This window comes from Methylomonas montana, assembly GCF_030490285.1.
Taxonomy (GTDB): domain Bacteria; phylum Pseudomonadota; class Gammaproteobacteria; order Methylococcales; family Methylomonadaceae; genus Methylomonas; species Methylomonas montana.
Genome location: NZ_CP129884.1, coordinates 974293 through 988192 on the forward strand (window position 1 = coordinate 974293; position 13900 = coordinate 988192).

A 13900-nucleotide genomic window follows, 5' to 3' on the forward strand; every position below is an offset into this window, starting at 1 on the left:
CGTCCCTGTCGCTAGGAGGAGGTTTGCCCATCGCTAAAACACTGACGAGTCTCCAATCGAATTGTCATATTAGAGACATAAATCGCCAAAATAAAACGATATAATGTGATTTTTATATCGAAAGAATAGATTTCGATTGCGGCATTGAATGACAGTGCGGATAGGATATTGAAATCTTTCTGCGGATTGCCCTTTTTCAGGAACAACACCATGAATCTTAACCAGCTGGAATTGCTGCGCACTTTGCAGGAAACCGACTTCAATCTGAGCAAGGCCGCGGAGAAAATGCATGTGGTGCAATCGGCGGTGAGCCGGCAATTACAGCTGTTCGAAGCGGAATTGGGATCGCCGTTGTTCGTGCGGCAAGGCAAGAAGTTAATCGGTTTGACGCCGCTCGGCGAGAAGATCATGGAAGAGGTCGATCTGATCAATCAGGCCAAAAAAAATATACAGTTGATCGCCGACGATTTTCTGGATAACAGCAACGGCACTTTGCATATCGCCACTACGCACACCCAAGCCAAATATCTGTTGCCGGGGCCAATAGCCAAGTTTCGGCAGAAATATCCCGGTATCAAAATCTATATGGTGCAATCGTCGCCGGATAATCTGATCAATCTGCTGCATCGCCATCAGGCTGACATCGCCATCTGCACCGAAAAGCTCGATGAAGACGATACGCTGGTCGTTAAGCCCTGCTATCAATGGCATCACATCGCCATAGTTCCCGCGGGGCACCCGCTGGCCGAGGGCGAAATCACCTTGCAACGCTTGTCGGCCCAGCCTATCTTGACGTACACACCCGGATTTACCGGTCGCACCACGATAGAAAAAGCGTTTCATAATGCTCATTTGCCGTTGGATATTACGCTGGCGGCAGCTGACTCCGATGTGATCAAAACCTATGTGCGCTTGGGCATGGGCGTGGGGATTATCGCCGGCACCTCTTACGAATCCAACAAGGATAGCGATTTGGTGGCCAGGGATCTGGCCGGTTTGATCCCCAGTTCCACCACCAAAATCGCTTATCTGAAGCAATTGTATGTGCCGAATTATTGCCGCTATTTCATCGACGAATTGCTAGCGGAAGCTGCCCGGAAAAAGTCCGTATAGTATGGAGCGGGCCGATTAGTGCCTCGGCGGTCACGAGGCACGCAAACGTCGCTTGGTGAATGAATGGGGTGACATAGCCCGGTTTTGCTGTGCTATTTAACACAGATTAATAAATTCAGGTTGGTGGGTATCTTTGCTAATTTCTCAGCCTGTTGATTAAACGAACATTTCCGGTTGCGGCTCTAATTTTGCTGGTAGGTGTCCGGTCGACACGTCGATATGGAAACCATCAAACCAGCACGCTATGTCATTTCAAGCCCACCAATCACTACAAGAGTTATACCTCGACTGTCGCGGCGAGCTGGAAGCCGTGTTGTTTTCGCGGCTGCGCTGCCGGGAAACGGCGGCGGATATATGTCAGGAAGCTTTTCTGCGCCTGTGCCGGTCCGGCGATCTTGGCAGTGTCGGCAACCTCAAGGCCTATTTGTTCCGCACCGCGCTGAATCTGCTGCTCGATCATTATCGTCGTCAAACCCGGCGAGAAACCACGACCGTCGAATGGATAGACGACGCGCCGCTGGAAGCGGAAGACCAGCGTTGTGCGGAAACCGTGGCTTTGGGCGAGCAAGAGTTGGATAGGCTGATCGACAGCTTGGCGGCCTTGTCGCCGTTGTGTCAGCGTATCTTTTATCTGAATCGTTTCGAAGGCTTGAAACAACGGGAAATCGCCGAAACGCTGAATGTCTCCACCCGTACCGTGGAAGAAAACATCAAACGGGCCTTGTTGCATTGCGCCAAGACTCTGAACCAAGCCTAGCGCCGTATGTGGTTTAGGCTGCGGGCCTCGTCTATGATATATCCCTTTCGTTTCTCAATCAGGATTTAGCCATGCCCATCGAACCGACGCCAGACGATGCCGAGCGTTTGCTGGAACAAGCCTGTGGCTGGTTGAGCAAAATGCATTCCGGCGATTTTTCCATGGCGGAGCAACAGCGATTATTGGCTTGGCGCGCGGCCGATCCGGCCCACGACGAAGCTTGGCAAAAGGCGCAAGCGCTATGGCAAGGCTTGGAGCGTTTGCGCGGCAGAACCATACCCGGCGCTGAGCCGCTATTGCAGGAGCGCTACCGCAATTCGCAATCCCACGCTGTAGCAAAGCCGCGTTATCGGCGTCGTTTTTTGCCGTTGGCGGTCGCCTGTAGCGCCGTGTTGGCGGTGACTTTGGCGGTATTGTGTCCGCCGCAGGTATGGCGAGCCGACTATCTGACCGGCAAGGGCGAGCAGCGTAGCGTGACATTAGCCGACGGCTCGCGGGTTATCCTTAACACTTCGACCGCACTGAGGATCCACTTCGATGATAGTGTGCGTCGGGTGGAATTGTTGGCGGGCGAAGCGTTTTTCGAAGTGGCTAAAAATCCGCAACGGCCTTTCGTGGTGAGCGCGGACGGTAGCGAAGTCCGGGCGATTGGCACCGCTTTCGATGTGCGGCTTCAGTCCGGGCAAGCTCGGGTCGAACTGGTCGAAGGCATCGTCGAAATTCAGGATGCACAGCGCCAACACCGTGAACGCCTGACTGCCGGACAATCTGTGGCTATCGGCTCCGACAGTATCGCTCTGCAAAGCGTAAACCGGCCGGAAAGCATGGCACTCTGGCGCGACGGTTACCTGCAATTCGACGGCTTGCCGCTGCATGAAGCCGTCGCCCAAATCAATCAATACCGGCCCGGACGAGTAGTGTTGCTGAATAAGGCGCTGGCCGACAAGCGGATCAGCGGCCTGTTTCGTTTGGATGCGCTGGATCAAGCCATCGCCAGCCTCAAAGCCGCCGTGCCGGAGTTGCAGACTGTCAGCATCACGCCCTATTTGGTGGTGTTGCGTTAACGCCGCCATTTCGATTTTGCATTGCCGATTTCTGGGGATGGGGAAATTCGATTACTAGCTTGATGTGGGTTTTTAATAAGTTTCCGTCTTAACTAACACCAGCCCAAATGCTGCCGTGTAATCAGATCGAAACCAGGAGAATCCATGTCCAACGCAAAGTATTGCAAACCTTTCTCAGCCGGCAAGGGCCGGCGCCATATCGCCAAAGCCGCATTGCTGGCGGCGATGATTACTCAAACCGCCCACGGCGAAGCCGTCAATGGCAAACAACATTTCGACATCCCTGCCCAGTCGCTGAATCAGGCGCTGTTGATGTTCGGCAGGCAAAGCCAGCAACAGCTGATGTACGGCACCGACATTGCCGATAATCTGCGAAGTCACGGTTTGCAAGGCGATTACACCGCCGGCGAAGCGATCAAAATCTTATTGGGCGATGCGCCGTTACAAGCCGTGACGACCGGCGAAGGGGCCATCACCTTGCAGCCGCGGGCGGCGGAACTGCACAACAATCTTGGGCCGCAGACCATGCCGGCGGTACAGGTGGTCGGCAAGGCGGTTTATGATTCAACGGATCCGTATAACTCGGATTACCGTTTGCCCAACGCCACTACCGGCACCAAGACTGATACACCGATTATGGAAACGCCGTTCTCGGTGCAGGTAGTGACCAAGCAAGTATTGCAAGACCAACAAGTGACACGTATCGACAAAGCGGTGCAAAACGTTAGCGGGGTGTCTCAGGGCGCAATTGGTCAAGGCTCGATAGATGGATACCAAATTCGCGGATTTCAAAACAACATTACCTATCGCGACGGTGTGTTGATTCCGAGCATTATCGGCGGAAGCGCAGCTACTAAGCGCGATACTACCAATCTTGAACGTATAGAGGTGCTGAAGGGGCCAGGGTCTATTTTGTTTGGGCGGGCCGAACCTGGCGGGATTGTCAATCTAGTTACGAAACAACCGTTGGCAACCCCTTACTATGCTCTCCAGCAGCAATTTGGGTCTTATGATTTTTATCGGACTACGTTAGATGCGACAGCACCAATTACTAAGGATGATACGCTCCTTTATAGACTTAACATGTCCTATGAAAACGCTGGCTCTTTCCGAGATTTTATCGAAGGGGAACGGGTTTTTGTCGCCCCGGTTCTCAAGTGGAATATTAGCCCGAGAACCCAAGCAACCTTTGAAGTCGAATATCAACACTTCAACGATAAGCCAGACCCAGGTGTTGCTCCGATGGGTAATCGTCCGGCACCTATACCGATAGATCGAGCCTTACATGAGCCATTAAACAACAAAAACGCCGGCGACAGAGTGTTGGCTGGCGTGAATTGGTCTCATGAGTTTAATGATAATTGGAAACTTAGCCATAAATTTTCCTCTGAGTTTATGGATAAAGAAAGTAAGACATTAAACTTTGGTGCCGCAGAGGTCGATGGTTCAATAACTCGGCGATACAACAACGGTAGAGCACAGTCACAACGTTACTTTACATCGCTTAATTTGTTAGGGAATATTGAAACCGGCCTTATTAAGCATAAGCTGTTGTTTGGCTACGATTATTTTACTATTGACGATCAAGTGACGGACAAATTCGGTGGAACAGCCCCCGCGTTTAATATTTACAATCCGGTTTATCTAACAGCTCAACCAATATTATCGCCAAGGGACGGAAGCAATTTCTCACAATCCTGGCACGGAATGTATTTTCAAGATCAAATGGAACTTCCATACCATTTTCATGCGTTAGGAGGATTTCGTTATGACAACGTCGAAGGTATAAATAACCTTTTGGGCAAGGTCACGGAATCCGTTGACCATATTAGTCCGCGTGGTGGCTTGTTATGGCAGCCGGCAAAATGGCTATCACTCTACGGAAGCTATACCGAAAATTTTGGTGGAACCAACAGTTTATTCAATACGGATGGGACAACTTTGCCGCCGGAATCAGCTCAACAATGGGAAACAGGTTTTAAAACCGAATTTTGGGATGGAAAACTTACAACAACATTATCTTATTTTGAATTAACTAAGCAAAATCTCTGGACTGCAATTCCAAATGACCCTAATGGAAATGGTCGTGCAATTGGCGAAGCAAAAAGTAAGGGTATTGAATTTGATGCCACTGGCCAAATCGTGCCAGGTTGGAACGTTATCGCAACCTACGCTTATACGCCATTTGCAAAAGTCACCAAAGATGTAGGTTATGACGGAAGCTTAGGAAATCAAGGAAATCGACTGTTTTTAGCTCCAACACATTCCGGAAGCTTTTGGAGTACTTACGAATTTCAAGAAAGCGTGTTACGCGGACTTAAAATTGGAGCTGGGGCACTCGCACAAGGCCAAAAAGAGGGGGACGCTGAAAATACTTATCAGTTGCCTGGCTTTGTGACAGCAAATCTAATGGCAAGTTACCAAATGAAAGTGGGGGCAACAAAAGTAACCACGCAATTCAATATTGATAATTTGCTGGATAAAAACTATTACGCAGGTACTAACAGCGCAAATTTTATCACCATCGGAACACCCCGAACTTTTATGGGATCGGTTCGAGTAGAGTTTTAACCAACCAATTGCCAATACAATCATGCCTTAAATAGAAGGGAAATTTTCAGGCTTAATCTGTGAATTTAGTTAAATGGCTGAAATGGAACTGACACGCAAAAATCGCCGTAAACTCTGGCTAAAACTACATTTGTATCTTGGCCTAGTTGCGGGGGCGATCTTTGTAATTATTGGCTTAACTGGAAGTTTGTTAGCATTTGAACTTCCATTAGACGAGTGGCTCAATTCTAAACTTATGACCGTTTCCATTGAAACCGGGCGAGAAAGTTACCAGCCAATCGATAAGATTGTCGCATCGGGTATTGGTACCTTGCCGAGCGTTGGCAAAGCGATAAGCCTTGATTTCCCGCGACGCGACGGACTTGCGTTTGCACTGTGGTTTGAACAGCCATCACCCAATGCAAGCTATCTGGAAAGGCATCAAATTTTTATCAATCCCTATACGGCAGAAGTAACTGGGCAGCGTCTACTAATCGATTTTGAACGGATATGGCGTGATCCGTTTAAGGATTTTATTTTGCGCTTGCATTATTCATTGGGTCTGGCGAAAGCAGGGATGAATATCGTGGGTTTTATAGGCTTGGGTCTATTGTTTTCTGTTTTGACAGGCTTAATTTTGTGGTGGCCCACCCCCGGTAAACTTAAAAACGCACTGACAATCAAGAAAAACGCGAGCGTTGAACGATTAACTTTCGATTTGCATAAGACTTTTGGTTTTTATAGCGTAATTGTTCTTCTTTTTTTGATTTTATCGGGTGTGTATTTAATTTTTCCGGAATACGGTCGCGGCTTGATAAGTGTATTTTCCCCGGTTTCTCCGGCGTGGCCCAACATTCAGAGTGTTTTGCCAGAGCATAATCAAGTACCAATCAGTTTTTCTCGAGTTTTAGAGGTCACCGACATGCGTTACCCTGATGGGGAATATCGGCGAATTGATTTTCCGCAAGATAAGCAAGGTGTGTATCTGGTAAGTAAGCGAGAATTTGACGAACCCAATCAAAAGCATTCGTTTCGACGCCTTTGGATCGATCAATATAATGGCAAAATTCTGCATGCTCAGGATGGAACAAACCGCAGCGCCGGAGATGCGTTTGTCGAATGGCTTTACCCTTTACATACCGGTGAGGCATTCGGCTTAACCGGACAGGTAATCATTCTAATAATGGGCTTGGTGCCCTTGTCGCTGTATGTCACTGGTGTAATACGTTGGCTGCAGAAACGCCGCGTCAAGCGCTTGGAGGGAACTCGGTAAGTTGGGTTTGCGTAGGTTGGGGTGAGGCACGAACCCCAACATTGATGGCCTTCAAGTGATCAATGACTTTATTGTGTCGTTGCCAATGAAGTGCTGGTAGTTTTATGGTTGTCGTGTTGGGGTTCCTGTCGTCACCCCAACCTACGCTGTTGGCGGAAGCTGTGCGGAAAAGCCGGGAAAGAGACGAAAGTCCGGAAACCAAGCCATGGAATTCTGATTACGCATTTTGCATGTCGAGCAGTTTACTAAACACGGTAAGTTGGGCTTGCGTAGGTTGGGGTGAGGCACGAACCCCAACATTGATGGCATTCAAATGACCAATGACTTTTTTGTTGCGTTGCCGATGGTGTGCTGGTGGTTTTATAGCTGTCGTGTCGGGGTTCCTATCGTATCGGCAAGCGTTCCCGGCATTGCCCTACCTGCTGCATGACTCACGGGGATATGAGGAATGCAGATATTGCAGGAGCAAATGTCTGTCCATGCACCCGACCCCAACCCTGTTGATAGCAATCCATGGCGTCCAATTTCGGGACGGTTAGGCTGTGTCGGGCCTGATTTTCGCTGGGAGACCTGGGCTTCAAGCCTTGTAGCCTGGCGTGAATGGTGTTTTGCGGTTCGCGAAAGCTTCGTTGGCTTGAGCGTAAACCAAAACGCCTTGCCTGTAAGGTTTTTAGTTTGATTCGCAAGGCTATGGTGGCTCGGTCCCAAGCCTAAAAGCCAGGCGAGGATAGCAAAACACCGCGTGCGCAAGCTTAATTGCCTTGCGCGCGAGGCTTTGAGCTTAATTCGCAAGGCTATGCAGGTTCACTCGCGAGCCTTAAAGCCTGGCGAGGATAGCGAAAAACTTTGTGCGCAAGTCTAAATGCCTTGCGGGTAAGGCTAAAAGCCGAAGCGGAATACCAATGTGCATCGGCGAGTAGATCACGTTGGGTAAATCCCTTGCGCCATGAATGACGCGAACTATCTGCACGCCATCGGTTAGGGTTCTGTGAAGGATAAGGTATTTGCCCGATATAAAATACCGTAGCTCTGGTGCAATATCCGGGCGTTAGCGACCCATCTGCGGATTGTCCGCCAGCATGATGAAACGATGTTCCATGTCATCCAATACTCTATCAGCCGCAGGGGAATTGTCTTGGGCAATGTAGAGCCATATTTCAATTAAATCCTCTTCGGATTGAGCCGTACGCTACCCATGGATAGTTTGCCGAACTATTCAGTGGATGATGCAAGGCGTTTTCTGGCTTCCATTTTAATGGCATCCATATCGGTAAATTTTCCAGAGCCACTATCAATACCTGCCTGCCAAAGACTTTTCAGAACTTGAAGTTCACTTTGCTGCAATGACCGATTAGTTTTCCAGTCACGCAATGCTTCACGGATGAGTTCGCTGGAACTGGCGTATGCACCACTTTCAACACATTGCCGCACAATAGCAGCCATTTCGGGTGTTAGAGCGATAGATGTTTTTTCGAGGTTGGTCATGTTTATTACCTCTAGGGATGTTGGTAGTAATGTTTCACACTATCCGCAAATCATTCTTGAGCACCTTCCGATTTTGGGTTCCGGTCGGCAACCTACGCTCTGTTGGCTAGATCCATACGCTGATTCCTCGCAAGTTTGGATGGTGCGAATAGTCCAAGCCCTTAATAGATCGCGTTTTAGCAAATTCCCTTTGGGCTTCTTACGAATTTACTCTGCTACGGATGTTAGACCCTAACCGAATTGCCATCAAAGTTTAAGACTGGCTTTTACATACAACACAGCCAACAGCAAATACACCACAAAACTCAAACCCAATAGCCAGGGCTTGCCTTTAGGCCTAGCCCACGCCGGCAGATGCGGCGGCAGCATTTTGTGGTTGATCAAATACAACGCTACCGGAAACATTATGGTGCCGCCGAAGCCGATGATGGCGCTGGTCAGAATCAGCGGGCCGGGGGCGTCGAGTTGCATGGTCAGCGAGGTGATGACGGTCAGTAAGCCCAGGAAAATGTAATACCAGCGCCGGGCGGGCAGGCGGCGACTTTTCGGAAACAAGGTCATTACAATGTCGGTCTGAATTCGGCTCACCGCGTCGGCGGTGGCCAGCCAGGTGTCGGTCAGGAAGGCTGCGGCGACGACTAGAAACAATAAGCGGCCTATCTCACCCCAACTCACCGCGAAGAACTGGCTTTGCACCACGGCCAGTTCGTACTCCTGCGGCAGCAAGCCTTTGGGAAACAGCAAAGCATAAGCCAGCAAGCAGGTCATCAAGGTGGTGAACAGATTGCCGACGATACCGACCATAATGTCGATGCTCAAAAATCGCCGCCAAGTTGACCAGTTTTTCGCGCTTTCAGCTTCGTCTTGCGGTAGAAAACCGTCGCTGAGCACCGCTTCTTCGGAACCGCCCAAGCCAGTAATGCGGCCGACCAGGCCGGCCATCCCCGCGCCCTTGTCGCGTAGCCAGTAGGAATAAAACAAAATCCAGAAGCCGCCCAGACCGGCGAAAGTGATCGCGGTCAATAACTTGCTGGCATCGCCGCTGTCCCAGGGGCGCGGCATCTCGCCGACCGGGCCGAGCAGGCCCAGGCTAAATGCCGGCAGGGCCTTGAGTACGTCGCTTTGCAGGCAGGCCGACAACAAACCGACCACGGTCACGACCGCCACCAGCTTCATGAAGCGTTCTATCAGCGTGTAAACCACGCCGCTGGCCAGGATCGCCGTGACAAACACCGCAATCGAGGCATAGCCCCAAAACAGGCTTTGCCCGCGCTGCGTCCAGCCCGCCGGCCAATGCGTCAGTTCCGCCATCGCGGTGCCGCCGGCCGAGGCAAAAGCGCCGAACCACAAAAACGACACCGTCATCAACAGCCACAAAAAGATCCCAAAGCCGCGATGCAAACGAATAAAACCGTGGAAGATGCTCTCGCCGGTCAGCAGCGTGTAGCGGCCGATTTCCAGGTTCAACGGATATTGCAGCAAACAGGCCGGTACCAGCAGCCATAAAAAAGTCAGGCCGTATTTGGCGATCATGTACGGCCACCAGATCAGCTCGCCGCTGCCTTGCGCCAGCGCCATCCATACCACGCCAGGCCCAAGCGCGGCCCACCAGCCGGGGAAAGCAGGGACGCTGTGACGCGGGAGGGAGTGCAAGTCGGTGTTGTTCATGGTGTTAAAACGAAAGCCGCAATAGAAAAGCTGCCATTTGCGCAAATTTGCTCGGTTTTGGCAAATTCCATATCGGTTTGGGATGTTCGTCAGGGAGATGTAGGCAATTTAGACGCTGGGTAACTTTCGTTCTTTACGCTTTTTTTATGCCTCGTTAATTAAGATTCCCGGCGGTATACATTCAGCCGCTGGCTGGATCGATTTAATAGCAAATAATCGAAGGAGGGCATTGTGCAAGGTATTTTTCGGCTGCTGGGATTGGTGGCTTTAATGTTGCCCGAATGGGGATATGCCGAAACGGTGTCGGCCGACGCGCAACCGTTGGATTTAACGCATCATTGGGCCGGATATTTTTCGCTGACGGTGATGGTGGCGGCCTATGTCGCGGCGATGTTCGAAGAAGTGACCGAACTGCGCAAATCAAAACCGATGCTGCTGGCCGCAGCCTTGATCTGGTTTGTCATCGTGTTGGTTTATCAAGAACAAGGCAACGACTTACAGGCGGTAACCGCCTTCAAGAGCAATTTGCAGACTTATATCGAACTCTTGCTGTTCATCATGGTATCGATGACCTACTTAAATGCGATGGAAGACATGTGCATCTTCGATGCCTTAAAAGTTTGGCTGGTCAGTAAACATCTGAGTTATCGGCAATTATTCTGGATTACCGGCTTACTGGTCTTTTTTATATCTTGTGTTGTCAATGGCTTGACCGCTGGGTTATTGATGGGCGCGGTGGCGGTAGCTGTGGGTAAAAACAGTCCGCGCTTCGTGTCTTTGGCTTGCCTCAATATCGTGATTGCCACCAATGCCGGGGGCACGTTTAGTCCGCTAGGCGGCATTTCGACGCTGTTTGTTTGGCAACACGGCATGTTGGGTTTTACCCAGTTTTTCAAACTGTTCCTACCATGTCTGGTGAATTTTCTGATTCCGGCATTGGCGATGCATTTGGCATTACCCAAGGATAAGCCGGATATTGAAGCCGATTTAGTCGATTTGCCACGTGGCGCCAAGCGTATTATTTTTCTGTTCGGGCTTACTATCGGTTTGGCGGTCAGCTTCGACATGATGCTGCATTTACCGGCTGCGGCTGGCATGATGGCCGGCTTATCGCTACTGCAATTTTTTTATTTCTTCCTGCATAAAACCGATAAGCCGGATACCCAGCAGCAATCGGATTATTCCTTATTTTTTGGCGGCGGCGATTTGAATGCTACGGCTGTCAACGCCAGTCGTTTCGATATATTCGATAAGGTCGGCCGTCTGGAATGGGATACCTTGCTGTTTTTTTACGGGGCGATGATGGGCATCGGCGGCTTGGGTTATATCGGTTATCTGGATGCCATTTCTCAAGTTTTGTATGGGCAGTTGAGTCCATCGCTGGCCAATGTGCTGATTGGTTTGTCGTCGGCCTTTGTCGATAACGGTACGTTGATGTTTGCAGTGTTGACCATGCATCCGGATATTCCGCAAGGCCAATGGCTATTGCTGACCTTGACCTTGGGTGTCGGCGGTAGCTTGTTGGCGATCGGTTCCGCGCCCGGCATAGGTTTATTGGGTCAAGCGAAGGGACAATACACTTTCAGCAGTCATATGAAGTGGTGTCCGGTGATTTTGCTGGGTTACTTTGCCAGTATCGGCGTGCATTTTCTGGTCAATGCCAATTCTTTTTGAGAAGCTAGTCTGGGGGAACGCTGAGGGAGAGTCGGTTTGCACAGTCAGACTAAGCAAATATTGCCAATAGCGAAAGCGGAGCGCTGGCATGGCTATGCCTGGGGCGTGGCCGCACCGTTTCTTTGCACCGCTATAGATTGGCCATTACGGCACGTATTGGGGCCGGCCAGTATTCTGATGACGTTTCTACTGGGCGTGTTTCTGGTGGCTAGCCGCTATGGCCGGGGGGCGTCGATTACCGCTTCGCTGCTGAGTTCGCCGGTATTTGCTTATTATTTTGCCCCGCCGATTTTTTCGTTTGCGATTTCCGACCTGCAAAATATGGTCGGCTTGGCGGTGATGATCATTGTCGCCAATCTCACCAGTAACCTACTGGACAAGGCTCGCTGGCAAGCCGAGATTGCCCGGCAGCGCGAAAATCGTGCCGAAGCCTTGTATCGTTTCAGTCGCGCCTTATCGGATGCCCAGAACAATCAAACGCTGGCGATGACTGCGGTGAGGCATATTTACGAAGAGTTTCATACGCCAGCGGTGTTGTTGTTTGCCGATGATCATGACGCTCTGAGTTTACCCAGCGCCGAACCGCTGCCTTGTTCTTTGCCAGGCGTCGATTTGATGGCAGCCCGGCAGGCGTTTCAACTGCGGACGATATTGCAAGAGCGGAATCTGATTTATTACCCATTACAAGGATCGCAGGCTCTGCTGGGGGTTTTGGCGATCCGTTCGGAGCCGGAAGCGAACTTGGTCGATCCGGAGTTAAGCGCATTATTCGATACCTTCCGTAATTTGATTGCCCAGACGTTGGAGCGTTTGAATTTGGCTGGGCAGGCTAGGGATGCCATTCTGCAAGCCGAGGCCGAGGCCTTGCGCAATGCCTTGTTGAGCGCGATTTCCCACGATTTGCGCACGCCATTGACCCGTATTATCGGGGCCGCCAATGCATTGATCGATAGCGCCAAGGATTTTTCCGCCGATGAAAAGCAGGAGTTTTATAAAGCTGTCGTCGACGAAGCCCAACGTATGGCTGAATTGACCAGCAAAATTTTGGACATGGCCCGGCTGAGCAGCGGCGAGATCGTGCTGCATCGGGAGTGGAATGCGCTCGAGGAGATTGTCGGCAGCGCCTTGACCCGATTGAACAAATATTTGCAGGATCGGCCGGTGCGCACCCAGTTGCCGGGTAGCCTGCCCCTGGTCTGGATCGACGCAGTGTTACTGGAACAGGTCTTGGTCAATCTGATCGAAAATGCCATCAAATACACTCCGTCAGGTAGTCCGATCGACATTGGTGCCGAGAAGGCGGAGCACGGTTTGCGTTTGGCGGTTTCCGACTATGGCCCCGGTATTCCTGCCGGCATGGAAGAAAAAATATTCGAGAAATTCTATCGCGCCACCGCAGAAACCCAACAAAACGGGGTAGGGCTGGGCTTGGCGTTGTGCCGAGCGATTGTCGAGGCGCACGGCGGTACGATAAACGCGGTCAATATCGCCGGTAAGGGTGCGGCATTTTTCATCGACTTACCCTTGCACGAACCGCCGCCGCTAAACTGGAACGAGGCCGGGATACCTGTCTGATGAATCAAGCCCAACCTTTAATCTTGCTGATCGAAGACGATCCGCAAACCCGGCGTTTTCTGAAAAGCAGCCTGAGTAATCGGGGCTGGCGCATCATCGAAGCCGACAGCGGCAAGACCGGACTGGCGTTGGTGAAAAGCGACAAGCCGGACTGCGTGATTTTGGATTTGGGTTTGCCGGATATGGACGGCATCTCGGTGACTCGGCGTTTGCGGCAGTTGTCCGATCTGCCGGTGTTGGTGTTGTCGGCGCGCAGCCAGGAACAAAACAAGATCATGGCGCTGGATGCAGGCGCCGATGATTATCTGACCAAACCGTTCGGCAGCGGCGAACTGCATGCCCGCCTGCAAGCCTTGTTGCGTCGGGTAACTCGCGGTATCGGCAGTTACGAAAGTTTCGAGACTGGGCAATTGCGAGTGGATCTGGCCCGCCGAAAAGTGTTTATCGCCGAAAACGAAGTACGGATTACGCCGATCGAATACCGGCTATTGAGCATTTTGATCCGCCATGCCGGCTTGGTGGTTACGCATCGGCAATTGCTGGCGGAAGTCTGGGGTGCCGAACACGTTAACGACCAGCATTATCTACGGATTTACATGGGCCAGCTTCGCCACAAGCTGGAAGTCAATCCGGCCCGACCGCGTTATCTTTTGACCGAAGTAGGCGTCGGTTATCGCTTGGCGGCGGATGCGGATTGATTCTTTAATTTGCTTATCGGCTCGCGCGGTAAGGGGCGCCGGC

10 protein-coding genes and 1 pseudogene are annotated in these 13900 nt (G+C 51.1%); 8 read left to right on the forward strand and 3 right to left on the reverse strand.

The window, feature by feature from the left end; translation table 11 throughout:
- The first annotated feature begins 210 nt into the window (after positions 1-210).
- The 5 genes from QZJ86_RS04770 (at position 211) to QZJ86_RS04790 (ending at position 6757) form a co-directional block, all read left to right on the forward strand.
- Positions 211-1113, forward strand: coding sequence for a LysR substrate-binding domain-containing protein (locus QZJ86_RS04770; RefSeq protein ID WP_301936882.1), 903 nt, complete (start codon positions 211-213; stop codon positions 1111-1113).
- Positions 1114-1357: 244 nt separating this feature from the next.
- A complete protein-coding gene (locus QZJ86_RS04775; RefSeq protein ID WP_301936884.1) occupies positions 1358-1870 on the forward strand; it encodes an RNA polymerase sigma factor in 513 nt (170 codons plus the stop codon).
- A 71-nt stretch (positions 1871-1941) separates the two neighbouring features.
- The gene (locus QZJ86_RS04780) at positions 1942-2934 is read left to right on the forward strand and encodes a FecR family protein (protein ID WP_301936887.1); all 993 of its coding nucleotides are present in this window, start codon (positions 1942-1944) and stop codon (positions 2932-2934) included.
- Positions 2935-3078: 144 nt separating this feature from the next.
- Positions 3079-5505, forward strand: a complete 2427-nt coding sequence (locus QZJ86_RS04785; RefSeq protein WP_301936889.1) for a TonB-dependent siderophore receptor — start codon at positions 3079-3081, stop codon at positions 5503-5505.
- 73 nt (positions 5506-5578) lie between these two features.
- A complete protein-coding gene (locus tag QZJ86_RS04790; protein WP_301936890.1) occupies positions 5579-6757 on the forward strand; it encodes a PepSY-associated TM helix domain-containing protein in 1179 nt (392 codons plus the stop codon).
- A 1048-nt stretch (positions 6758-7805) separates the two neighbouring features.
- Here QZJ86_RS04790 and QZJ86_RS21570 read toward each other — a convergent pair.
- The 3 genes and pseudogenes from QZJ86_RS21570 to QZJ86_RS04800 all read right to left on the reverse strand — a co-directional run.
- A pseudogene (locus QZJ86_RS21570) lies at positions 7806-7931 on the reverse strand (type II toxin-antitoxin system RelE/ParE family toxin); the annotation flags it as partial.
- 38 nt (positions 7932-7969) lie between these two features.
- Positions 7970-8242, reverse strand: coding sequence for a type II toxin-antitoxin system ParD family antitoxin (locus QZJ86_RS04795; protein ID WP_301936891.1), 273 nt, complete (start codon positions 8240-8242; stop codon positions 7970-7972).
- A gap of 246 nt (positions 8243-8488) precedes the next feature.
- Positions 8489-9910, reverse strand: a complete 1422-nt coding sequence (locus tag QZJ86_RS04800; protein ID WP_301936893.1) for an Nramp family divalent metal transporter — start codon at positions 9908-9910, stop codon at positions 8489-8491.
- A 270-nt stretch (positions 9911-10180) separates the two neighbouring features.
- Here QZJ86_RS04800 and nhaD point away from each other — a divergent pair, with 270 nt between their 5' ends.
- Genes nhaD through QZJ86_RS04815 form a run of 3 tightly spaced genes read left to right on the forward strand, consistent with a single transcriptional unit; the run spans position 10181 to position 13857 of the window.
- On the forward strand, positions 10181-11584 hold the full coding sequence (gene nhaD, locus QZJ86_RS04805; protein WP_301938913.1) for a sodium:proton antiporter NhaD: 1404 nt from the start codon (positions 10181-10183) through the stop codon (positions 11582-11584).
- A 36-nt stretch (positions 11585-11620) separates the two neighbouring features.
- A complete protein-coding gene (locus QZJ86_RS04810) occupies positions 11621-13159 on the forward strand; it encodes a DUF4118 domain-containing protein (protein WP_301936894.1) in 1539 nt (512 codons plus the stop codon).
- A complete protein-coding gene (locus QZJ86_RS04815) occupies positions 13159-13857 on the forward strand; it encodes a response regulator (RefSeq protein WP_301936896.1) in 699 nt (232 codons plus the stop codon). The genes QZJ86_RS04810 and QZJ86_RS04815 overlap by 1 nt, the downstream gene beginning before the upstream one ends.
- Positions 13858-13900: the final 43 nt, after the last annotated feature.